The following is a 22,363-nucleotide window of genomic DNA, read 5'->3' on the forward strand; positions in this document are numbered from 1 at the left end:
TTACTGAGGAGAAGTTAGAATGGCAACAAAAAATACGATCATTTTGGCAGCTGGTAAAGGGACACGAATGAAGTCCAAACTTTACAAGGTCCTTCATCGATTGTGCGGTAAAACAATGGTTGATCATGTTTTAACTCAAGTTGAAAAAGCCCATATGGACCACATTATTACGGTGGTTGGATTTGGTGCCGATGCGGTCCGTGATAATCTTGGCAATCGAACTGAGTATGCGGTTCAAGAAAAGCAACTTGGTACGGGTCATGCGGTTTTGCAGGCTGAATCATTACTGGGTAAACTGGACGGGATGACGATGGTGGTAAGTGGTGATACACCCTTATTGACGGCCCAAACTTTTGAAAATTTGTTTACCTATCATCAAAATAAAAAAGCCAAAGCAACAATTCTAACATCAATGGCACCGGATCCAACGAGTTACGGTCGAATTGTTCGTAATGATTTGGGAATTGTTGAAAAAATTGTTGAACAAAAGGATGCAACGACTGAAGAACAGGCCATTCATGAGATCAACACTGGGGTTTACGTGTTTGATAATCAAGCGTTATTTGAAGCACTTCACAAAATTAATAATCATAATGCGCAAGGCGAGTACTACTTAACCGATGTCATTGAAGTGCTTAAGTCAGAAGGCGAAACGATTGCAGCTTACCGGATGGCAAATTTTGATGAGTCAATGGGGGTTAATGACCGGATTGCGTTGGCTCGAGCTACTAAAATTATGCAAGCCAGAATCAATCGCCAGCACATGCAGGCTGGTGTTTCAATGATTGATCCGGAACGGGCTTACATTGATGTTGGGGTCAAAATCGGGGCTGATACCGTGATCGAGCCCGGTGTGCAATTAAAGGGCACAACGACGATTGGCAATGATTGTTATATCGGAGCCGGTTCTGAAATTCGAGATTCCGTTATTCATGATCATGTCACCGTGACCTCTTCTCTGATTGAAAGTTCAGAGATGTCGGCCCATTCTGATATTGGTCCTAACAGTCACCTTCGACCGGGGGCACTGATTGGTAAACACGTTCACCTTGGCAACTTTGTCGAAGTTAAAAAGGCTTCCATCGGTGAAGGAACCAAGGTTGGCCATCTCACTTACGTTGGAAATGCTAAGTTGGGTAAGAATATCAACGTTGGTTGCGGTGTAATCTTTGTTAATTACGACGGTGCCAGAAAGCATGAGACGACGGTTGGTGATGATTCCTTTATTGGCAGCAACGCCAATCTAATTGCGCCACTTGAGATTGCTGATCATTCCTTTATCGCCGCAGGATCGACCATTAACCGGCCAATAAACCGATACGATATGGCAATTGCCAGGTCTCGTCAGACCAATAAGCCGGGTTATTTTAAAAAATTACCGTATCAAAAGGATTAAACCTGATTTTTCCACTTGAAACATTGTATAATTAAGTTAGAAAAATGGAATGGAGGATCATATGGCTCGGCAATATTTTGATTCTAAATTAAAAATCTTCGCGTTGAATTCTAACCGCCCTTTGGCAGAAAAAATTGCGAAAACGGTGGGCGTGCCACTTGGAAAAACGTCTGTTGATCGTTTTAGTGATGGCGAAATTCGAATTAACATCGAGGAAAGTATTCGTGGTGACAATATTTTTATCATTCAATCCACTTCTGCGCCGGTTAATGACAATTTGATGGAATTACTTATTATGGTAGATGCATTGAGGCGAGCTAGTGCCGGCACGATTAACGTCGTAATTCCTTATTATGGTTATGCTCGTCAGGATCGTAAAGCGCGCTCACGTGAGCCAATCACCGCTAAGCTGGTCGCAAATATGATTCAAAAGGACGGTGTTGATCGGGTTGTCACGCTTGATTTACACGCAGCCCAGATTCAGGGCTTCTTTGATATTCCAGTCGATCACTTAATGGGAGCACCTTTGTTAGCTGATCATTTTATCAAAGAGGGCTTTGGCAGTGACGATGTTGTTGTCTCTCCAGATCATGGTGGTGTTTCGCGAGCGAGAGCCTTGGCTGAATTTTTAAAGTCACCGATTGCCATTATTGATAAGCGTCGGCCAAGAGCCAACGTTGCTGAAATTATGAATATTATCGGTGACGTGGCCGGTAAACGGTGCTTAATGATTGACGATATGATTGATACAGCCGGAACGATTACCTTGGGTGCCCAGGCATTGATGGATGCCGGCGCAAAGGAAGTTTACGCTTGTTGTACCCATCCTGTTTTATCAGGGCCGGCAATTGAGCGGATTAAGCAGTCACCAATCAAACAATTAGTGGTCACGGATACCATTCAGTTGCCAGCTGAAAAACGGATTGACAAGATTCAACAGGTTTCGGTAGGCCCATTAATTGGTGATGCAATTAAGCGGATTAATGAAAATAAACCGGTTAGTCCATTGTTTAATAACCGGTTTCGTGGTGATAATGATTAATGATTGATTGGTTAAAGCAGCGACCGGCTTCAGCAGGGATTATTCTGGTAACTCTCTTGAACGTCACGACAATTTTAAGTGGTTTATCAATGATGGTCATCGGTAACTTTGACTTTTTGATTGGTCTCTTTTTACTAGTACTGGCTTCTATTTTCATTGTTGGATCAGGGCATTTATTTACTGGTTGGCGGTTTTTTTCAAAGAAGAAAACGGATTTGGAAAATGAAAATATGCCTAAGCACCCAGCAGCCAAAGATGTCGCCTCAATTAAAAATCAACCGATTAAAGTGAATCGGCATGCCCGTTTTTGTTTAAGGGTTGGTGGCTTTTTAGTTGTGTTGGGGATTGTCTTAACAAGCATTGTATCGTAAATAAAAAATCAAAGAAGAAAGCCCAACGGCCGGTGATTGGCATCAAATTGCTTATCACACTGGTCGTTGGGCTTTTGCTAAATCCTGTTAGCTATTTTTAAAGTAGCCATTTTTTAATCGCGTAAGCCACCCCATCTTCTGAGTTGGGCTTTGTTACGAAAGAAGCGGCCTGTTTGACGTCGTCAATCGCATTCCCCATCGCAACTCCGAAGCCGGCATACTTGATCATCGTCAAGTCGTTTCCCTGATCACCAATAGCCATTACATTCTCAGAAGAAAAGCCTAAGTCGGTGGTTAATGCTTGAAGCGCGGTTCCTTTACTGGCGTTTTGGTTCATTAGCTCAATAAAAAACGGCTCACTTTGAACAATGTACAGTTTATCGCGCAGTTCTTGTGGGATCTGATTGTTTGCCTGAGTGATCAGCTTTGGAAAATCAACAAACATGGCTTTTGAAATGACTAGGTCGGTTTGAATTTCTTCCGGTGTTCTGAATTTAATCGGTAGACGTACCAGGTAACTTTCGCCAATGCTGTAAGGACTTAGATCCCGATTAAAAACGTAAATCGCATCCATCGTCTCAAATTGGTAATGGACGCCAAGTTTTCTGGCAAGCATCTCAGTCTCTAAAAAATCATTGCGGGTTAGTGTTTGATGAGTAATGACCTTTCCACTCAGATTTTGAGACATTGCGCCATTAAAGGTAATCGCGTATTCATTTGAACCGTTGATGCTTAACGCGTCTAAATAAGGCTTAACACCACTCAAAGGTCGGCCCGTGCAAAGGATAACTTTGATTCCTTTTTGTCGGGCAGCGGTAATCGCATCAATGGTTGGCTGAGCCAGACGATTTTTTTCGTTTAGCAGCGTGCCGTCAATGTCGATTGCGATGATTTTAATGTCCATAAAAATTCTCCTTTAAACATTAGTTAATTAGTTTACCGTTGTGAATGTGACCCTTGAATTCTTCATACTCTGGTTCAAAGAGATCAACGTTTTTAGCGGGCTGAAGGACCTCGCGGGGGAAGAAGAAACGATTATCGCCAGTTTGACGGTCCGAAATGGCTGCCACAAGTGGACTGACCGTTGAAAGATCGACTAAGCTGCCATCGTCCTGCATTAATTCAATCTGCTTTTTACCAGGGCGATAAGCGTCATAAGGTAAATCAAAGCTGTTATCGGTAGCCGTATAATAATCAGGATTAAATCCGGATTGTTCGATGATTTTACGTAACCGTGGTAACAGTGATTCAGTTGTTTGGTCATATTTAACAGATTTTAAGGGTTTACGATCAATGAATCGAGTTGCCAAATTACTCAAAATATCGTCTGGATAACGTTTCCAGTGAATGAAATAGGTGTTTAAAACGCCATCGTCCAGCTGCAGGTAATCATCCAAGTTGAATTCACCTTTTAGGAAAGGTAATAGTAAGTATGGCGTTGTTGGCCCATTTTGGGTGGTTTCAGCGAAAATTACCCGCGCCCGTCTTAATAACCGGTTCAAAACGACCTCCATTGCCCGCGATACGGGATGAAAGTAAACCTGCTGGTACATTTGAAATCGACTGACGATGTAATCTTCAACAGCGTGCATGCCACTCATTTCAAAACAAATCCCGTCTCGATAGGGCCGCATGACTTCCAAGATTCTGGAAAGGTCAAAAGTGCCATATTTAACGCCGGTATTGTATGCGTCTCGTAACAGATAATCCATCCGATCGGCATCCAGTTGACTGGAAATCATTTCGACAACTTGTTTGTTTGGATAAGTCTTGTTAATCACACTGGCTACCTGACGGGGGAAGTCTGGACTGACACGTGTCAGGATGTGGTTGATTTCAGTTGAATCAGATGTGATAATTGCTTGGGTAATTTTTTCGTGATTCGTTCCAAAAATATGCTCAAAGGTATGAGAGTAGGCACCATGCCCAATATCATGAAGTAGGGCGGCACATAACACAACCAAATCTTCGCTTGGATTCCATAAGCCATCACCCGGCTGTGTGGAAAGAAAGTTTTTTTCGAAGGATTCAATAATTCGTCTGGCAATTTCATAGACACCCAAAGAATGTGAAAATCGTGAATGTTCGGCGCCGTGAAAGATTAATGAAGTTGTACCAAGCTGATGAACTCGTCTGAGACGCTGAAATTCAGTTGAATTAATTAAATCTAAAATGACTTGATATTTGACGTAAACGTAATTATGAACGGGATCACGAAAAACTTTTTCCCGTTTTAATTGTTGATGAGCGTAATCCAAAAATAACCCTCCATGGAAAAGTTAATGGCTGGGAAGCTGTTGATTTCTCAGCTGAATTTTTCTTAAATGTTTCTTTTGTAAATTTAAAAAGGTTTCGGAACTCAGAAGCTGGCGATCACCATCGAGATCCAACGGGATTTGCTGCCGGCTGATACTGGTTAAAAAGTTTTGGGTGACGGTTTGAGAATTAATTGTTGGCAAACCGAGGGCCTCAATTGTGGTCATTGTTGTTTTGTCCACATGCGGGAAAGTCCATTGGCTTTGTGAGTACGCATCGCCTGCACGGTAAAAGTCAGCCACCACACTGCTTCTGGCATCCTGATCACCGGTAACGCTTAAGTACAGCATGAGGACAACGGCATGATTGGTTCGGCGCTGGGCAATTCCGGCAATCTTTTGGCCATTCACACTCAGATCATATTTTCCGGGACAGTAGGAATTAGTGATTTCATAAGTCGCAATTTGAAGTGTCGGAAATGTTTGCTTGATTAAATTGGCAATCACTTCGTATGCATTGTCAACGGTTAATTTCTGTGGGCCATCCGGAATAAATAGTGAAATATTTAAGACTCCCGGATCACTGATAACAGCCAGGCCGCCGGAATTTCGTAAAAAATAATCATATTGGTGATGTGTCAGGCTGTTGAGCCCCGCTGATAATTTAGGTAAATGACGATCGTTAATCCCTAAAATTAAGGTGGGCTGATCCGTCGTCCAGAAATGAACAAATGGTCGTTGAAATTGATCACAATAATCCAACAGCGCGTTTGTATCCGCAAACGAAATCAACTTGTTCACTGGCGAATAGCGTCGTTTGATGACCGTTATCGGCGTATCGGTAAAAGGCATATTTTCCCTCCATTCTGCTAACACACAACTCATTTAATTATAACAGAATCTAAGCCATTTTTCGCTTCACAGCCGATACTAATAATAGTGGCATCATCGGATCAGGCAATTCAATTATGTGCACAAACCGACCGTTGGTTATATAATAATCTAATTAGAACAAGAAGAATTTAAGAAGGTGTACTATGGATAATTTAGCAACTGGGGTTCCGGTTCAGATTCACTTGGAAACAAATATTTTGCAGAATGGTGAGACTTCGAATTTTGTGTTTGATGCAACGGGACAACTAGTTCAGGTAGGAACGTCAATCTACATTCGTTATCAGGAAGAAACTGATGACGGATCCGTTCCCGTAACAATTAAATTAATGGAGAATGGAGATGTTAAGTTAACCCGTTCGGGCGAAAATCGCCTGCAGTTAATCTTTTCGGCTGGGAAGCGGGTGGCTGCCCGGTATCGGACGCCCTATGGTCAGCTGGAAGTCCAAACGGTGACTTCCTCACTGGACATGGAGATTCTTAACCAGCCATTAAGAGGAACGGTCGGCATTGATTATCTGCTATATGCTGGAAGTGATTTATTAGGGAAATACAATATTAGATTGCAATTTACAATTTAATCGGGTATAGTAGTTTTTAGACTGTTGAAAGGACGTGTACCAGTTTGGAATTAGAAGTCTTTAAAGGCCAAAATAAAAGTGAACTATCGATGATTGAAGTTGCCCACGCAATTTTAGCAAAACGAGGCGATACCATGCCATTTGCTGATCTTGCTAATGCGGTACAGGCTTATTTAGGCGATAGTAACAAAGAAATTCGAGATCGCTTGTCGCAATTCTATACTGATTTGAACGTTGACGGTAGCTTTATTTCACTTGGTGATAATCTTTGGGGCTTACGAACATGGTACCCATACGAATCAATTGACGAAGCCACTGTTCATGCGGAAGATGAGGATGAAGATCGGCCAAAGCGCAAGAAGCGTAAGAAAGTTAATGCCTTTTTGGCAGATGCTTCAGATGATGACGATGTCATTGATTACGATGATGATGATCCCGAAGACGATGATGATTTCGATGAAGATGAAGCTGATGATGACGATGAAGCGGCATCGGATGAAGATCTTGGCAAATACAATAAAGATTTGCAGGATATCGAAGACAATGCCGACGATCCGGATGATTCTGATTTACCAGACGGCATTGAGGGCCAACTTAATGAGTTGAGCGATGATGACGATTTTAATGACGACGATGACGATGATTCCGATTCAAAGTAAAAGTAAGCTTGAGTTGAGGATTATTCTTGACTAATGGCTGTAATGTATGTATCATGTTTTTTGGGCTCCTTGAGATATCAAGGACATCTGAACGATGATAAAATGGTTCCCTATTCATACCGGATAGGGAATTTTTTCGTTTTTCATTCCCCGGCAAACATTAAGAGGAGAGGATTATATAATGACCAAATATATATTTGTAACCGGTGGCGTTGTTTCATCCTTGGGTAAGGGCATTGTGGCTGCATCTTTGGGTAGATTGTTAAAAAATAGAGGATTAAATGTCACCATTCAAAAATTTGATCCGTATATCAACGTGGATCCTGGTACCATGAATCCATATCAACATGGTGAAGTCTTTGTCACAAATGACGGAACCGAAACCGATCTTGACCTTGGCCATTATGAACGATTCATTGATAACAACCTCAATAAGTATTCAAATGTCACCACTGGTAAAATTTATGACGAAGTCCTTCGAAAGGAACGTCATGGTGATTATCTTGGGGCAACTGTTCAAGTAATTCCTCACATTACGGGAATGATTAAGGAAAAGGTGATGCGGGCGGCTAAAGTTTCCGATGCCGAAATTGTGATTACGGAAATTGGCGGAACGGTAGGCGACATTGAATCACTACCATTTTTGGAAGCAATTCGCCAAATGAAGACTGAAGTGGGTGATGAGAATACCTTCTACATTCATACGACTTTGGTGCCGTATTTGCATGCCGCACATGAAATGAAAACTAAGCCAACTCAGCATAGTGTTAAAGAGCTCCGTAGTTTGGGAATCCAACCAAATTTGTTGGTTGTTCGATCTGAAAAGCCAATTACGGATTCGATGCGGAAAAAGATTTCGTTATTCTGTGATGTTAAGCCACAAGCGGTTGTTGAATCACTTGATGTGCCGACCCTCTATACGATTCCGTTAAATTTGCAAAAGCAGGGAATGGATCAACAAATTTTGGATCACTTTGGCATTTCCAAACCGGCAGCTGATATGGAAGAGTGGAAAGAATTGGAGCACCACGTTCAACATCTTAAACGCAAAATTCACATTACGTTGGTTGGCAAATACGTTGGCCTTCACGACGCCTACATTTCCGTTGCCGAGGCGTTAAAACATGCTGGCTATAAAGTAGATGCCGACATTGATTTGGAAATGTTGGACTCAGAAAAAATTACCTCGGAAAATGTGGCCGAATTATTGGCACCGGCTGACGGGATTATTGTGCCTGGCGGGTTTGGCGATCGCGGAATTGAAGGCATGATTACAGCAATCCGCTATGCTCGAGAAAAGGACGTCCCATTTCTTGGCGTCTGCCTGGGAATGCAAATGGCATGTGTCGAGTTTGCCAGGGATGTGCTGGGTGAAAAAGACGCCAATTCAACAGAAATGAATCCGCGAACCAAGCATAATGTCATCGATTTAATGGCGGATCAGGAAGATGTTCACGATATGGGAGGCACGCAACGATTAGGTGCTTATCCATGTAAATTAAAACCGGGATCAGTTGCCGCAGCTGCTTATGACAATGCTGACGTCATTTCAGAACGCCATCGTCACCGTTACGAATTTAACAATGCTTACCGTAAACCAATGGAAGACAATGGTCTGGTGATCTCTGGGACCTCCCCGGATAATCATTTAGTGGAAGTGGTTGAAATTCCAACCAATAAATTTTTTGTTGGTTCACAATACCATCCGGAATTTATTTCACGGCCTAACCGTCCTGAAGGGTTGTTTAAAGAATTCGTGGCAGCAGCCAACCAGCAATATCTTTCAAAAAACAAAGGTTAATTTAGTTAATCATTAAGCTAATCGACAGCCAACTGACAGAGTGATGTGACTCTCAGTTGGCTGTTTTTTGTTTAACCAGCCCTTAACCCTCAATTTCACAATTGAAACATGGTACACTAACTATAGCGACCAGTTGGGCATTCTTCAACTGTTTGAAATATTACAAATTGTATAATTCAAGTGAAGGTATTGTATTTTGATGCTATTTTCTATAATATGTTTCATGACATGAAAAAATGTTCGAATGTAAAAAATGAGGAAAGTTTCAATGAGCAAATTAATAGTAAATGGAGGGAACCGACTGTCTGGTGAGGTTTCAATCGGCGGTGCTAAAAATAGTACAGTTGCTTTGATTCCGGCTGCTATTTTGGCAGATACCCCAGTTAGATTTGATTCGGTTCCAGATATTTTAGATGTCCATAATTTAATGCTGATATTAAAATCAATGAATGTTTCGTCAACTTTTAAGGGTGACGTGTTAACAATTGATCCAACAAATATTGTCGAAGCTCCTTTACCCAGTAAAGCCATCAAAAGTTTAAGAGCGTCTTACTATTTTATGGGGGCTTTACTAGGTAGGTTTCAACGGGCAGTAGTGAGCTTTCCCGGTGGTGACAATATCGGCCCGCGGCCCATTGACCAGCATATCAAGGCGTTTAAAGCATTGGGAGCAGAAGTCAGTGAAGTGGATGGCACCGTTACTATTAAAACGGGGCCTAAGGGGTTACACGGTGCCCAGATTTTCTTGGACATTGTCTCAGTTGGTGCAACAATCAACACGATTTTAGCATCTGTTAAGGCTCCCGGGACAACGGTTATCGGTAACGCCGCTAAAGAACCTGAAATTATTGATATTGCGACTTTTCTTAATAACATGGGTGCAAACATCCGGGGTGCCGGGACGGACGTGATCCGGATTGAAGGTGTACCAACACTACAGGCAAAAAATACGCATACAATTATTCCGGATCGAATTGAAGCTGGCACGTACTTATCTTTAGCGGCAGCGATTGGGGATGGGGTTTTAATTACCAACATCATTCCAGAACATTTGGAATCATTTGTTGCCAAGTTGGAAGAGATGGGATGCGACTTGACGGTTTATGAAGATAGTATTTATGTCGGACGATCTCAACATTTAAAACCAATTCGAATTAAAGTCATGCCATATCCGGGATTTGCAACTGATTTGCAGCAACCGATCACGCCATTGCTCTTTAAAGCAGACGGCCGAAGTGTCATTATTGATACGATTTATCCACAACGGATTAAACATATTTCTCAACTTAATAAGTTGGGTGGGCGAATTAAGTCCAAAGATACCGATGAGGGCATCATCGTTGTTGACAATTCACCACATTTAAAGGGAGCAAAGGTCGATGCTGGCGAAATTCGGGCTGGTGCCTCCTTGCTGATCGCTGGCTTAATGGCAGATGGTGTCACAGAGATTTCGCATGCCGAAAATATTATGCGTGGCTATGGCAGCCTGGTTGATAAATTGACTGGTCTGGGTGCTGATGTTAAGCTAAGTGTTGAGGACGAAGAACGCGTTTGAAAATCATGCAATCAACTTTTTGTGATTGATGTAAGGATTTATCGAAAGATCGTTGATTGGAATAAATAAGTGTGGTACACTAACAAGGTTGACTAATCGATAATCTCTGGGCCATCATATTGACTCAGGGCAAAGGAGCGATATATTATGAAAAAAGGAATTCATCCAGATTATCATCAAGTTGTATTTCAAGATTCAAGTACTGGCTTTAAGTTTTTATCAGGCTCAACTAAGACTTCTGATGAAACCATTGAATGGGAAGATGGCAAGACGTATCCATTGATTCGTGTTGAAATTTCATCTGATTCTCATCCATTCTACACGGGAAAGCAAAAGTTTACCCAGGCCGATGGTGCTGTGGATCGATTCAACAAGAAATATGGTTTTTCAAACAACTAATATTAGTTAAAAGATTGGTGGCAGAAAATTATTTTTGCTTCCAATCTTTTTTATTAATTATTGATAAGTTAAAAAGCGCCCGTCAAAAAGCAGTCACCTCTTTTTTGGCGGGCGCTGAATAAACTAAGCGTGATTCTTTCGCATGACCTTGGTATTGTTATAGACTAATATTAAATTTAAAAAGACTAAAATAGCAGTTGAAATGAAAACGCCAGCGTAATTAAACGTGGTGGAAATAATCGAGCCAATAATTGGGCCGGAGACGTTTCCCATCGCTTGAAAAGATTGATTCCAACTAAAGACCCGACCAGTTACTTCAAATGGTGTGTTTTTAGCTAAAATCGCTTGGACGGCCGGCAACATTGTGGCGTTTGCAATCCCAATTAAAAATCGCAACCCAATTAGCTGCCAAACATTAGTGACAAAGGCCATTGGCACATAAACAATCATGGCCAAAATGAAGCCAATAATTATGATTCGGTCAGTCCCAATTCGATCGCCGAGTTTGCCCAACATTGGAGCAGCTGCTAAAGTTGCTATTCCAGGAACGGCCGCAACAATTCCGCTATAGAAAGTGGTAGCTGAGCTGTCATTCATAATTTGCCGAACGTATAATGCCAGAATCGGGGCAATTGAATTGTTGGCAGCTTGGATAATCATCGTGGTGATAAACATCCCAAAAACCAGTTTGGAATTGGTTAATCGCTTAATCACACCACGAGTGCTCAACATCATGGTCTTAGCAACTGGTTTAAAATCTTCGTGAACTAAGAGAAGCGTTAGCAGGAAAACGGATAGCAACAAGCCACCGGTAATAAAAAAAGTGATCCGATAGCTGAATAACGAAGCTAAAATCCCACCTAGTAAAGGGCCAAGCAAAGTACCGGAAACGTTTCCTGTTACCAATGTTCCTAAAGCTTGGCCGCTTTTATCTTTGGGAACCTGGGTGGCGATTAAGGCGTTGGCGTTACTGATATATCCTGAAAAGACGCCCTGCAGTAATCGAAGTGCAATTAATTCCCAGACGTTGGTCACCAATCCCATTAGAAAGAAGACGATTGCCATTCCGGCTGAAGCTCGAACCAACATTAATTTTCGACCGGTTTGATCGGCCAGTTTTCCCCAAAATGGTGAGGCAAGAGCTGTGACAAGATAGGTTGCAGCAAAAGCTAGGCCACTGTATAAGCTTAATTGATCATGTGAAAAATTTCCCATTGTATCAACATAAAGCGATAAAAATGGCATAACTTCACTAAAACCAATTCCAGCCATAAAGGTGCCAAACCAGAGAACGGTTAAATTTTGACGCCAGGAATTGGGTCGGCTCTTTAATTTTAGCAATGGTAAACTCCTTTCAAAAAGTAATGGTGGTCATTAAAAATGAAAAAGATAAAAATTAAATCCAAATTTTTTACACTGATCTTTAGCTTGTTAACTTTGACGGCATTGGGGTTAATTTTTAATCGACCAATCAAAAATCAATTAATTGATTCTTACCACCCCAAAATTACACGTCAAACAGTTGCGGCAACTAAACGACGAATGGCGGAGAAAAACCCTCAACATCAACAAAACGTCAGCTATGATTTTAAAAAGGTGAGGTCACTTGATTTCGAAACGGCTTTTCGCTCGCGCTTCAATACACAACGAATTGAATTAATCGGCCAACTTCTAATTCCCGAATCGGGCATTCATTTACCAATTGGCTTAGGAGTTTCAAATCAAACGTTAGCATTGGCTGCGGGAACGATGCGACCAGATCAGCAAATGGGGGATGGAAATTATCCCCTCGCCGGTCACCACATGGTTAATCGAAACGTCCTGTTTGGCCCGCTTTATTTTAAAACGCGCGTTGGCCAGCCAATTTATTTAACGGATATGAAACGCGTCTACCAATATCGGGTTTATCAACGAGTGTTTATTGCGGCTAATCGAATAGATGTCATTAAACAGACACGTCGATCAATTGTGACGCTGATAACGTGCGATGCAACTGGGAAGGGACGGTTAATGGTGAGGGGTCGTTTGATTCGTTCTTTGGCACTTTCGCAGGCGTCACCAAAATTAAAACGAGCCCTTTTGAGGCCCGCCAACACTTAAAGCAGATTTGATTTAATATAGTCCAACCAGTAGGGCAGCGCCAGTGACAGTTGTCGATAGGTCCGGCCAAATCGATGATCGTACCATGGATCAGGAATATCCTGGCCGGCTTTTTCAGGAACAATGTCAAAGCAAAGGTGAACTTTTTTCTGATCAGCTGGTGGTGCCATTTGTTTTAAATAATAAATGTTTTGACTGTCCATGCCGATGATGAGATCAGCCCGATGGAAGTCTTCCAAGGTAACCGGCCGGGAACGCAAGTTGGAAATATCCAAACCATGCTTGGCCATTTCCACCTGAGCACCGGGGTGGGGTGGGTTGCCCTGTTCTTCAGTACTGATTCCTGCTGAGTCAACCGTGACTTTGTTTTCCAACTGTTGATCTTTCAGCATTTTTTTAAATAGTCCCTCAGCCATTGGTGAGCGACAAATATTTCCTAAGCAGACAAATAAAACGTTAGTCATCACATACATCCTCAAATCAATAGTCTATTAATTCTAATCATACCAATGATCGCTTGGGAGGGCAACCAACTCGCAATTTATTAAATTGTTGCAATGCTTGTTCACTAATTAGTTATTTTAAAAAGATTTTAGAGACAGATATTCTATTCCGGAGTACAATGAAAATGAAAAGCTGAGATGGAGACATGAACGATGAAGGGTAATTTCATATTTATTAATACAAATCCAATTTCCAACATGATTTTGTCGTCTGGAATTACGACGGCTGATTATGTTAACGGGCTTGACGAGCTTCCGGATAATATTATCTTGCTTAATGGTGACGATGATGTTGCTAATGGGTATAATTCACATTCCCGGTTTGATTTACTGAGCGGGTCGGGTGAGATTCGCCGATACCTTTTAAGGAACCCGACTAAGCAAAAGAAATTCATTGATTTTAATGACGAAGACAGTTTAAATAGCTTATCGCCGTTTGAAATTGCTGAACTGCTATACTTGGGGCATATGGGCACGCCGATGGGGAGACCATTTTCTTCCAAGCTGCTCAACCATTACATCTATCTTGATTTGGAAAACAATACCACAAGAACCTATTATCGCCGTTTTTCGGATTTCAATCATGTCTTGGAGATTGCTTTGAAGCGTAATTTACGAGAAGTTCATAATACATTACGGGTCTTTCTACGGCCATTGGCGATTAAAGATGTTGACAATTCAATTTTGATTAAGTTGATTACACGAGCTAATGACGGTTTATTTGTAGTATTTGGCGCACTTAGAGAAAAAAGTCGAATTTACCATATTCCGTTAAGGATTTTGAAAAATCCGGATCAGGTTTCGATTATTTTAAAAACAAAGGAAATTGAATCCAATACAGATTATATGGGTGATTTAACGTATGATTTACAGCATTCAAAGTGGGATTTGCAGTGGCGTGACGATCAAAGCTAATAATAGTTTGTGTCGAGGGGATGGCACACCGATTTAAAGACGGTGGCTGTTTCGTCGATTATTTTTTGTTATAATAAATAGTAATTATATTTTAAATTGGAGCGCTAAAAATGAAAATGACGATTGGCGAAATTGTCAAAGCAATTGATGCCAGCATTGATGATCAAACTGATAAGGCTTTACAAACCGAAGTGGTTGGGGTTTGCTTTGATACACGTAAGCTAACACCCGGCCAGCTCTTTATCCCGCTAAACGGGTCACACGATGGGCATGATTTTATTGACAAAGCCATTCAAGGTGGCGCTGCTGCAACGCTTTGGGGACGCGATCATGCTGATCGGCTGCCCTTAGAGATTCCCGCTTTGGTGGTTGATGATCCGTTAACAGCTTTTCAGAAATTAAGTCGATATTACCTGACTAAAATTAACCCTCGAGTCATTGCAGTCACCGGTAGTAACGGCAAGACCACTACCAAGGACATGATTGCCTCAGTCTTGAGTGATGAATTTAATGTCACTAAGACGTATGATAATTTCAATAATGAAATTGGAGTGCCATATACTATTTTACAGATGGATTCCAATACTGACTTTTTAGTTGTTGAAATGGGGATGGATCGGCCAGGCCAGCTTGATTTTCTTTCTAAATTAGTTCAACCTGATGTTGCAATTATTACAATGATTGGGGAAGCCCATATTGAGTTTTTTGGCACCAGGGATAAAATTGCGGATACTAAAATGGAAATTACGCATGGCTTGAAAGCTGACGGATATTTCATTTATGATGGTGACGAGCCTTTATTGGTTGAACGAGCCAAACAAGTAGACTTTGCAAAGATGACCTTTGGCAGGTCTAAGACGGATGACGTTTACGCGACTGAAACCAGTGATGGTCAGTATGATACGTCGTTTAAAGTCAATCTTTGGCCAGAGCAAAAAATAACCATTCCAATGATGGGAGACTATAACGTTAATAATGCGCTGGCAGCGATCGCCGTTGGTAAACTGTTTCAAATTCCTCAGATTGAAATTGTTCGGAAACTTTCCAAATTTGATTTAACGAAGAATCGAACCGAATGGTTAACCGGCAAAAATGGCGAAAAAATTTTGAGTGATGTCTACAATTCAAACCCAACGGCTGCCAGAGAAGTTCTTAGCGCTTTTTCCCGAACGCCCGTCTCTGGGCGGCGAATTGTTGTATTGGGCGACATGCTCGAGCTTGGACTGAAGTCACCCCAGATGCATGCGTCGTTAGCCAAAGAGATTAATTCAAATGAAATTGCGATGGTTTATCTAATTGGTGAAGACATGAAAGCATTATACGAGAAATTAAAGCCGGTTTTTGCACCTGAAAATCTGCATTACTATCGCGCCGATCAGTTGGATCAACTCAGTGAGGATTTAAGAAAAGAACTGCAAGCTGACGATGAGGTTATGCTTAAGGCCAGTCATGGGCTGCATCTTGAGAATGTGGTGACCAGGCTGACTGCGTAAAATTACCCAATTTAATTAAGAATTGTTAAATGAAAATTCTACTGTTGCTTTTCAACAAATTAATTGATAATGGATTTTTGCTTAATGATTTTTCCTTGCGTAATTGATGTAAACGATGTAGAATTAATAAGTTACTTTTTGAAAATCAAATTTAGTTTGAAAAAGAAGCTGGATTAATTTAAAATTTAAAGAAAACTAGTCAAGTAATTAACGATTTACGAAAAACGGACTTTTTTCAGTTAATTACGGCACTGCTATTGTTTCAATTTTAGGAGGAAACATATTTGAAGTTTAGTGAATTAGGACTATCGGATTCTCTGCTTTCTGCAATCTCGAAGAGTGGTTTTGAAGAGGCAACGCCGATTCAGGCAGAAACTATTCCAATGGTTCTTAAGGGACAAGACGTTATTGGTCAGGCACAAACCGGTACTGGGAAAACAGCTGCCTTTGCCTTGCCAATTTTGCAACATTTGGATTTTAGCAATCCTAATGTACAGGCACTCATTATTTCACCGACCCGTGAATTAGCTATTCAAACCCAGGAAGAAGTTTATCGACTTGGAAAAGATGAACACGCTAAGGTCCAGGTTGTTTACGGTGGTGCTGACATTCGTCGACAAATCAATGCTTTGAAGAGTCATCCACAGGTTATTGTGGGGACTCCGGGAAGAATTTTGGATCATATTAGTCGCCATACATTAAAGTTGGATCATGTTAAGACCTTAGTGTTGGATGAAGCTGATGAGATGTTGAACATGGGCTTCTTAGACGACATCGAATCAATTATTAAACAGGTTCCGGATGATCGACAGACCCTTCTTTTTTCGGCAACGATGCCGCCGCAAATTAAGCGGGTCGGGGTTCAGTTTATGAAGGATCCAAAGCAGGTAAAGATTAAGGCTAAGGAATTGACGACTGACCTAATTGATCAGTACTACGTTCGTGTTAAGGAATACGAGAAGTTTGATACGATGACTCGGTTCTTCGATGTCCAAGACCCTGAAGTAACGATTGTCTTCTGTCGAACCAAGCGCCGAGTTGATGAAGTTTCGAAAGGCTTGGAAGCCCGTGGCTATAATGCGGCAGGCCTTCATGGCGATTTGACTCAAGCCCGTCGGACCGAGATTATGAACGAGTTTAAACGGGGTAAGGTTGATATTTTAGTTGCGACAGACGTGGCAGCTCGTGGGATCGATATTTCAGGTGTGACTCACGTTTACAACTATGATATTCCTCAAGATCCGGATAGTTATGTTCACCGGGTTGGCCGAACAGGGCGAGCAGGGAAACATGGTGTTTCCATTACCTTTACGACCCCTAATGAAATGGATTATCTGCATGAAATTGAAAAATTAACTAAGGTGCGGATGTTACCACTGAAGCCACCAACGGAACAAGAAGCATTTGTTGGTCAGTTAAACGCTGCTGAATCAGATATCGGCGAATTAATTAAACGCACGAACACTGATAAGTACGAAAAAATGGCTGACAAGCTTTTGGACGAATATGAAGCTACCGATTTAGTAGCGGCATTATTGAATGATGTTACTCGAGACTATGTCAAGGTTAAAATTACGCCTGAGCGGCCATTATCACGGCGGCATCATGGAAGTGGACGTCGTAACAATAATCGCGGCGGTGGCCACTGGAACAATCGACGAAATGGTGATCATCATTCATCACACAATCGAAATCGTCGCAATGGCGGTGGTAATCGTGATCGAAAACGAAATGATGAACGTCATTCAAGCAGTAAACATCGGTTTACGATTAAAAACAAATAGTGTTAATGAACAACGTTAGCTCATTAATTAATTGATAACAAAAGCTGGGGCAGAAAAGATTGTTCCGGCTTTTGTTACTTACATAAAAAATATGGTATTATTAAATGTAATGCGAATTTGTGAGGAATTTATCTATGATTACCGGACTTGGCGTTGATATTACAGATATTGATCGAATTAAAGCAGCTGTCGCTCATAATGGTCACTTTATTAAGCGGATCTTAACGGAAGCTGAAATCAAACAAATGGTTAATTTTTCTGAAAAACGGCGAATCGAGTACATTGCGGGGCGATTTTCTGCCAAAGAATCCTATTCAAAAGCATTTGGCTCCGGATTGGGATCGGCTGTTAGATTTCACGATTTAACGATTGTCGACGATGAGAAGGGAAAACCAATCATTTTGACACATCCGTTTGACGGCCGCGCCTTCGTATCCATCTCTCACACAAATGAAATAGTGATGACTGAAGTGATTTTAGAGAGAATCGAGGATAAGTAATGACAGTTGGAACTTTACGAAATGCAAAATTGATTATTGATCAAAAAGCAATTTTTAATAATGTCCGAAATGCTGTTCAGAACACCGATTCAGGAACTGACTTATTTGTGGTGGTTAAGGCAAACGGCTATGGGCATGGTGCCATTCAAGTGGCCAAAGCGGCAGAAAAAGCTGGTGCAAAGGGGTTCTGTGTTGCTTTGTTGGAAGAAGCATTGGAACTGCGACAGGCTGGCTTTACCGAACCAATTTTAGTTTTGGGAATTACTGAACCGACTTTTGCGCCATCAGCTTGTGAACATCAAATTTCGTTGACTGTTAGTTCAACTGAATGGTTGACGACGGCTGCTTCAATTTTAGCGACTCAATCTTTAAAAACTAAATTACACATTCACTTGGCGATGGATACCGGGATGGGCCGGATTGGCTTTCAAACGCCGGCTGAACTACAGCAAGCAATTGCAATTTTAAACCAGCATGCGACACTGTTAGATCTAGAAGGTTTGTTTACACATTTTGCGACAGCAGATAGCCAAAATGATTCCTATTTCAACTACCAATATGAAAATTATCAAAAAATGATGGCGGTCGTTGATCAACGGCCCAAATACGTCCATGTTGCCAACACCGCAACTAGTCTTTGGCATCGGGTTTGTGGTGCCAATATGATTCGCTATGGAATTGCAACTTATGGATTGAACCCTTCTGGAAGAACTATTACTAAAACACCTTATCCATTACATCCGGCAATGCGATTTGAAGCGGGATTAACCTATGTTAAACGTGTCGCCAAGGGACGCTCAATTGGTTATGGTGCAACCTATCAGGCATCTGAAGATGAATGGATTGGCACCGTTCCAATTGGCTATGCAGATGGCTTTCCTAGGAAAATGCAGGGCTTTTCAGTGTTAGTGGATGGTCAGTATTGCCCCGTAGTTGGCAGAGTTTGCATGGATCAATTTATGATTAAGTTACCGAAGGCTTATCCGATTGACACGACCGTTACGATCATTGGAAAATCCGGGAATCGTGAGATTACGGTTGATGATCTTGCGGAGCAGTTAGGGACAATTAATTATGAGGTGGTTTGTGGATTTAGCGAACGACTTCAAAGGAAATATGTCTGACCTTACTGTTTTATTCGTGGTTTCATGGTATATTAGAAGGTAAAGTAATCTTGAAAAGTAGGAGATATCACAATGGAAAAGGCGACTAATCAACAGCAATTTTCAGTTGTAATCAATGATCGAGTTGCAGAGAGGTTGGCTCAATTCTGTACAACCGTTGGCGTCTCTGAGAATGCAGCGGTTGGACTTGTAATCAACTATTTTTTTGATGATCCTAAATTAATTAGTAGACTCATGAAGGGGTATCGCGAAATGGCAACTCTTAATCGCGAAATCAGTCATGATTTTTCTTGCTGTGAGGAGGATGCCGACGCTCATCTCGCACAGTATCGGCGGAGATTACGGAATTTTTATTAGTTAAATAATTAAATGTTGCGATGATGGGAGGTGTGAGGGTGACTGACGTTATTTTTAAACGTGGAGACATTTTCTACGCTGATCTATCACCCGTTGTCGGTTCTGAACAGGGTGGTATGCGACCGGTGTTAATTATTCAAAATGACATCGGCAACCACTATAGTCCAACCGTCATTGTTGCTGCCATAACCGCTAGAATCTCAAAACCAAAGATGCCGACGCATGTTGGAATATCAGCTAATAATGGTATCGAAAGAGACTCGGTCATCTTATTGGAGCAGATTAGAACGATTGATAAGCAACGACTAAAAGATAAGGTAACCCATTTAAATAATTCGACAATGACCAAGGTTGATAAAGCGATTCGAATTAGTTTAGGGTTAGCCAAAAACGCGTGAAAGATCAGTATACATATAGGGACGTTCAAAGTGAATGAAACTAGGGGAAATGAGGAAGCGTGAATAATTTGGATTTCTTACTGAAGTCCAAGGGTATTTTTTACAAAAGTAGAGAATACCTGGTGACCAGTGACGAAGGCTGGTTACTAATTGATGACAGATCGGGTATTTAAATATAAAAGTCGAAGTTCAGTTAATTCATTGGAATTGGTTGAACTTTTTTAATTTAATTTAAAAAATCTTTTTAGTGACACGGTGTCATTTATGTGTTAAACTAGGTTCAATTAGTAAATGACACGGTGTCACTTAATAACTTTTGGAGGATTTTTTATGACAATCACATTGTTTCTTGCCATCACGACGATTACTTTAGCACTTATTTTCTATACAGTTGGTGTTTTTTCGGAACGCCATGCTGGTTCACTTAAACTAAGACACATTATTTGGTTTGGCTTAGGCTTGATTTTTGATACGACGGGAACAACGATCATGTCCTCAATTGCGAATGCTGAAGCTGGCGGGAGTCAGTTCTCACTTCATCAAATAACTGGGATGGCGGCAATCCTTTTAATGGCGTTTCACTTTGTTTGGGCAATCTATGTTTTAATCAGGGGGACTGAAAAAGCTAAAACAAACTTTCACCGTTTTAGTTTACTAGTTTGGTTATTCTGGCTGATACCATACATTGTTGGTGTGGTAATCGGTATGGGACAATAAAGGGAGGTCAATAAACAAACATGGCTCGAAAAAATGCATCATTAGCGATGGTCATCTTAACACTAGGCGTCTTCATGTCAGCCCTTGATAATGGGATTATTGCAAGCGCGTTAAGCAGCATTAACTATTCATTTAATGTTAATGAAGTGCAAGGGACTTGGGGCATCACATTGTACACACTGGGCATGGCCATTGTGACGCCGATTATTGGCAAGTTGGCAGATAAATATGGTCGAAAAAAATTATTTTTAATTGAAATTGCGACTTTCGCCCTTGGCTCGTTATTGGTCTCACTGAGTCCATCATTTATATTGTTTTTAGCAGCGAGATTAGTTCAGTCCATTGGCGGTGGCGGAATCTTTATTATTGCTTCCAGTCACGTTTTATCAACCTATCCAAAAAATAAACAGGGTGGGCTGCTTGGTATTCTTGGTGCAGTTAATGGCATTGCGTCAGTTGTTGGTCCCAATCTGGGAAGCTTAATTCTAAATATGACTGGTCGTTGGAACTGGTTATTTCTAATTAATTTGCCAATTGCAATCCTCATTATTGTGAGCGGCTGGCTTGTAATTCCAGAAACCAAGGGCGCCGATTTAAAGGAGCTTGATCTAAAGGGACTGGTTTTTCTGAGCCTTGGAATTTTCAGTTTGATGCTAGCGGTCACTAACTTGCAAAGTGGTGCTTTAATAGCTAGCTTATTACGACCGCAAGTATGGGGATTATTACTGATTTCACTAGGTTTATTTGTGGCATTTGTTAGAAGTGAGCGAAAGGTCTCTTCTAAGATTGATCCATTCTTACCCTATCAATTGCTGAAGAATAAAGGCTTCATCATAACGTTGTTAATGGGATTATTATCTGGGATGCTAATTGCGATTTTCGTGTTCATTCCAAGTTTTGTTGAGCAGCGATATGGTATTTCTGCGGATAATAGTGGTGTCTGGATGACCGGAATTGGGTTAGGGTCAATCTTTGGCGCAGCTTTTGGTGGTAAATTAGTGACCAAAATGGGCGCTGATAAGACGACGGTGGTTTCAGGATTAATCTCAGCTGTTGGGTTTGCACTGATTGCATTTCTTAGTCCAACCACGGTTTGGTTTATCGTGTCGTCAACAATTGCCGGCTTGGGTTTTGGCATGTTAATGGGAGCACCATTATCAGTCTTGATGTCTGAAGCAGCTAGTCAAAAAGATAATGGTGTCGCACTTGGGACGCTATCAGTTAGCCGCCAAGTGGGATTGACCATTGCCCCAACCATTTACGCCACAATTGTCCAAGCAGGTTTTACATCGCTAAATAGCAATACTTCAATTGAAAATTATTATCGGCATCTGTTATCTTCAACTGTCGTCAATAAACAATCGTTACTGACTAATTTCTATCGTTTAGCTGTTTCAGCCTACCAGCATATGTTCTGGTTAGCGATTGCGGCTTCGATCATAATTATGCTGGGTGGTTGGTATTTGAAGCGTCGGCGTCAGAACCGGGAAGCGACAGAATAACAAGTTAATAAAAAGCCGAA

Annotated in this window: 23 protein-coding genes; 18 read left to right on the top strand and 5 right to left on the bottom strand. The window is 41.3% G+C overall.

Annotated features, from left to right (window positions below; translation table 11 throughout):
* The first annotated feature begins 19 nt into the window (after nt 1–19).
* The 3 genes from glmU (at nt 20) to ED605_RS13650 (ending at nt 2,809) form a co-directional block, all read left to right on the top strand.
* The gene (gene glmU, locus ED605_RS13640) at nt 20–1,396 is read left to right on the top strand and encodes a bifunctional UDP-N-acetylglucosamine diphosphorylase/glucosamine-1-phosphate N-acetyltransferase GlmU (protein ID WP_121979441.1); all 1,377 of its coding nucleotides are present in this window, start codon (nt 20–22) and stop codon (nt 1,394–1,396) included.
* Nucleotides 1,397–1,457: 61 nt separating this feature from the next.
* Nucleotides 1,458–2,438, top strand: a complete 981-nt coding sequence (locus tag ED605_RS13645; protein WP_121979442.1) for a ribose-phosphate diphosphokinase — start codon at nt 1,458–1,460, stop codon at nt 2,436–2,438.
* Nucleotides 2,438–2,809, top strand: coding sequence for a DUF3899 domain-containing protein (locus tag ED605_RS13650; RefSeq protein ID WP_121979443.1), 372 nt, complete (start codon nt 2,438–2,440; stop codon nt 2,807–2,809). The genes ED605_RS13645 and ED605_RS13650 overlap by 1 nt, the downstream gene beginning before the upstream one ends.
* 97 nt (nt 2,810–2,906) lie before the next feature.
* Here the strand turns inward: ED605_RS13650 and yidA are convergent, their stop codons facing one another.
* From yidA to ED605_RS13665, 3 genes are read right to left on the bottom strand one after another with little or no spacing between them, the layout of a single operon-like run.
* On the bottom strand, nt 2,907–3,713 hold the full coding sequence (yidA, locus tag ED605_RS13655; protein WP_121979444.1) for a sugar-phosphatase: 807 nt from the start codon (nt 3,711–3,713) through the stop codon (nt 2,907–2,909).
* Nucleotides 3,714–3,732: 19 nt separating this feature from the next.
* A complete protein-coding gene (locus ED605_RS13660; protein WP_121979445.1) occupies nt 3,733–5,067 on the bottom strand; it encodes an HD domain-containing protein in 1,335 nt (444 codons plus the stop codon).
* A gap of 21 nt (nt 5,068–5,088) precedes the next feature.
* Nucleotides 5,089–5,916, bottom strand: a complete 828-nt coding sequence (locus ED605_RS13665) for a lipoyl protein ligase domain-containing protein (RefSeq protein WP_121979446.1) — start codon at nt 5,914–5,916, stop codon at nt 5,089–5,091.
* Between the two features lie 185 nt (nt 5,917–6,101).
* Between ED605_RS13665 and ED605_RS13670 the strand changes: the two genes are divergently transcribed.
* The 5 genes from ED605_RS13670 (at nt 6,102) to ED605_RS13690 (ending at nt 10,950) form a co-directional block, all read left to right on the top strand.
* Nucleotides 6,102–6,536 carry a YwiB family protein gene (locus tag ED605_RS13670; RefSeq protein WP_121979447.1) on the top strand — a complete coding sequence of 145 codons (435 nt, stop codon included), beginning with the start codon at nt 6,102–6,104 and terminating at the stop codon, nt 6,534–6,536.
* Nucleotides 6,537–6,580: 44 nt separating this feature from the next.
* Nucleotides 6,581–7,195, top strand: a complete 615-nt coding sequence (gene rpoE, locus ED605_RS13675; RefSeq protein ID WP_121979448.1) for a DNA-directed RNA polymerase subunit delta — start codon at nt 6,581–6,583, stop codon at nt 7,193–7,195.
* Nucleotides 7,196–7,376: 181 nt separating this feature from the next.
* Nucleotides 7,377–8,996: a CTP synthase gene (gene pyrG / locus ED605_RS13680; RefSeq protein ID WP_121979449.1), complete on the top strand. Its 1,620-nt coding sequence runs from the start codon at nt 7,377–7,379 to the stop codon at nt 8,994–8,996.
* Between the two features lie 268 nt (nt 8,997–9,264).
* On the top strand, nt 9,265–10,551 hold the full coding sequence (gene murA / locus ED605_RS13685; protein ID WP_121979450.1) for a UDP-N-acetylglucosamine 1-carboxyvinyltransferase: 1,287 nt from the start codon (nt 9,265–9,267) through the stop codon (nt 10,549–10,551).
* A gap of 147 nt (nt 10,552–10,698) precedes the next feature.
* Nucleotides 10,699–10,950 carry a type B 50S ribosomal protein L31 gene (locus ED605_RS13690; protein WP_121979451.1) on the top strand — a complete coding sequence of 84 codons (252 nt, stop codon included), beginning with the start codon at nt 10,699–10,701 and terminating at the stop codon, nt 10,948–10,950.
* A 123-nt stretch (nt 10,951–11,073) separates the two neighbouring features.
* Here ED605_RS13690 and ED605_RS13695 read toward each other — a convergent pair whose 3' ends face one another.
* The gene (locus ED605_RS13695; protein WP_121979452.1) at nt 11,074–12,291 is read right to left on the bottom strand and encodes a multidrug efflux MFS transporter; all 1,218 of its coding nucleotides are present in this window, start codon (nt 12,289–12,291) and stop codon (nt 11,074–11,076) included.
* A 39-nt stretch (nt 12,292–12,330) separates the two neighbouring features.
* Between ED605_RS13695 and ED605_RS13700 the strand changes: the two genes are divergently transcribed.
* Entirely contained in the window at nt 12,331–13,050 is a 720-nt protein-coding gene (locus ED605_RS13700) for a class A sortase (protein ID WP_121979453.1), read from the top strand.
* On the opposite strand, the gene ED605_RS13705 is transcribed toward ED605_RS13700, so the two are convergent.
* The gene (locus tag ED605_RS13705) at nt 13,047–13,514 is read right to left on the bottom strand and encodes a low molecular weight protein-tyrosine-phosphatase (RefSeq protein ID WP_121979454.1); all 468 of its coding nucleotides are present in this window, start codon (nt 13,512–13,514) and stop codon (nt 13,047–13,049) included. The two genes, ED605_RS13700 and ED605_RS13705, sit on opposite strands and share 4 nt — an antisense overlap.
* Nucleotides 13,515–13,706: 192 nt before the next feature.
* On the opposite strand from ED605_RS13705, the gene ED605_RS13710 reads away from it, so the two are divergent.
* The 9 genes from ED605_RS13710 (at nt 13,707) to ED605_RS13750 (ending at nt 22,343) form a co-directional block, all read left to right on the top strand.
* Nucleotides 13,707–14,468, top strand: coding sequence for a hypothetical protein (locus tag ED605_RS13710; RefSeq protein WP_121979455.1), 762 nt, complete (start codon nt 13,707–13,709; stop codon nt 14,466–14,468).
* Nucleotides 14,469–14,578: 110 nt separating this feature from the next.
* Nucleotides 14,579–15,961 (top strand): UDP-N-acetylmuramoyl-tripeptide--D-alanyl-D-alanine ligase, encoded by a 1,383-nt coding sequence (locus tag ED605_RS13715; RefSeq protein ID WP_121979456.1) that lies wholly within the window; start codon nt 14,579–14,581, stop codon nt 15,959–15,961.
* Nucleotides 15,962–16,245: 284 nt separating this feature from the next.
* Complete coding sequence (gene cshA, locus ED605_RS13720; protein WP_121979457.1) at nt 16,246–17,745, top strand: degradosome RNA helicase CshA; 1,500 nt, start codon at nt 16,246–16,248, stop codon at nt 17,743–17,745.
* A gap of 134 nt (nt 17,746–17,879) precedes the next feature.
* On the top strand, nt 17,880–18,245 hold the full coding sequence (gene acpS / locus ED605_RS13725; RefSeq protein ID WP_121979458.1) for a holo-ACP synthase: 366 nt from the start codon (nt 17,880–17,882) through the stop codon (nt 18,243–18,245).
* Nucleotides 18,245–19,369 (top strand): alanine racemase, encoded by a 1,125-nt coding sequence (alr, locus tag ED605_RS13730; RefSeq protein WP_121979459.1) that lies wholly within the window; start codon nt 18,245–18,247, stop codon nt 19,367–19,369. The genes acpS and alr overlap by 1 nt, the downstream gene beginning before the upstream one ends.
* Nucleotides 19,370–19,441: 72 nt before the next feature.
* Complete coding sequence (locus ED605_RS13735) at nt 19,442–19,726, top strand: antitoxin (protein WP_121979460.1); 285 nt, start codon at nt 19,442–19,444, stop codon at nt 19,724–19,726.
* Between the two features lie 20 nt (nt 19,727–19,746).
* Complete coding sequence (locus tag ED605_RS13740; RefSeq protein ID WP_121979461.1) at nt 19,747–20,124, top strand: type II toxin-antitoxin system PemK/MazF family toxin; 378 nt, start codon at nt 19,747–19,749, stop codon at nt 20,122–20,124.
* Between the two features lie 330 nt (nt 20,125–20,454).
* On the top strand, nt 20,455–20,841 hold the full coding sequence (locus ED605_RS13745) for an HsmA family protein (protein ID WP_121979462.1): 387 nt from the start codon (nt 20,455–20,457) through the stop codon (nt 20,839–20,841).
* Nucleotides 20,842–20,861: 20 nt separating this feature from the next.
* Nucleotides 20,862–22,343, top strand: a complete 1,482-nt coding sequence (locus ED605_RS13750; RefSeq protein ID WP_121979463.1) for an MFS transporter — start codon at nt 20,862–20,864, stop codon at nt 22,341–22,343.
* The last annotated feature ends 20 nt before the right edge of the window (nt 22,344–22,363 follow it).

It is taken from the genome of Lentilactobacillus raoultii (assembly GCF_900411375.1).
Taxonomy (GTDB): domain Bacteria; phylum Bacillota; class Bacilli; order Lactobacillales; family Lactobacillaceae; genus Lentilactobacillus; species Lentilactobacillus raoultii.

Bases quoted from the DNA above. Each gene is read 5' to 3' on its own strand.
- ED605_RS13665 (WP_121979446.1), bottom strand. From the start codon at position 5,916: ATGCCTTTTACCGATACGCCGATAACGGTCATCAAACGACGCTATTCG.
- ED605_RS13670 (WP_121979447.1), top strand. From the start codon at position 6,102: ATGGATAATTTAGCAACTGGGGTTCCGGTTCAGATTCACTTGGAAACA.
- ED605_RS13715 (WP_121979456.1), top strand. From the start codon at position 14,579: ATGAAAATGACGATTGGCGAAATTGTCAAAGCAATTGATGCCAGCATT.
- pyrG (WP_121979449.1), top strand. From the start codon at position 7,377: ATGACCAAATATATATTTGTAACCGGTGGCGTTGTTTCATCCTTGGGT.
- ED605_RS13700 (WP_121979453.1), top strand. From the start codon at position 12,331: ATGAAAAAGATAAAAATTAAATCCAAATTTTTTACACTGATCTTTAGC.
- ED605_RS13690 (WP_121979451.1), top strand. From the start codon at position 10,699: ATGAAAAAAGGAATTCATCCAGATTATCATCAAGTTGTATTTCAAGAT.
- ED605_RS13645 (WP_121979442.1), top strand. From the start codon at position 1,458: ATGGCTCGGCAATATTTTGATTCTAAATTAAAAATCTTCGCGTTGAAT.
- ED605_RS13740 (WP_121979461.1), top strand. From the start codon at position 19,747: ATGATGGGAGGTGTGAGGGTGACTGACGTTATTTTTAAACGTGGAGAC.
- ED605_RS13710 (WP_121979455.1), top strand. From the start codon at position 13,707: ATGAAGGGTAATTTCATATTTATTAATACAAATCCAATTTCCAACATG.
- murA (WP_121979450.1), top strand. From the start codon at position 9,265: ATGAGCAAATTAATAGTAAATGGAGGGAACCGACTGTCTGGTGAGGTT.
- ED605_RS13735 (WP_121979460.1), top strand. From the start codon at position 19,442: ATGGAAAAGGCGACTAATCAACAGCAATTTTCAGTTGTAATCAATGAT.
- ED605_RS13750 (WP_121979463.1), top strand. From the start codon at position 20,862: ATGGCTCGAAAAAATGCATCATTAGCGATGGTCATCTTAACACTAGGC.
- acpS (WP_121979458.1), top strand. From the start codon at position 17,880: ATGATTACCGGACTTGGCGTTGATATTACAGATATTGATCGAATTAAA.
- ED605_RS13705 (WP_121979454.1), bottom strand. From the start codon at position 13,514: ATGACTAACGTTTTATTTGTCTGCTTAGGAAATATTTGTCGCTCACCA.
- alr (WP_121979459.1), top strand. From the start codon at position 18,245: ATGACAGTTGGAACTTTACGAAATGCAAAATTGATTATTGATCAAAAA.
- yidA (WP_121979444.1), bottom strand. From the start codon at position 3,713: ATGGACATTAAAATCATCGCAATCGACATTGACGGCACGCTGCTAAAC.
- glmU (WP_121979441.1), top strand. From the start codon at position 20: ATGGCAACAAAAAATACGATCATTTTGGCAGCTGGTAAAGGGACACGA.
- ED605_RS13745 (WP_121979462.1), top strand. From the start codon at position 20,455: ATGACAATCACATTGTTTCTTGCCATCACGACGATTACTTTAGCACTT.
- ED605_RS13650 (WP_121979443.1), top strand. From the start codon at position 2,438: ATGATTGATTGGTTAAAGCAGCGACCGGCTTCAGCAGGGATTATTCTG.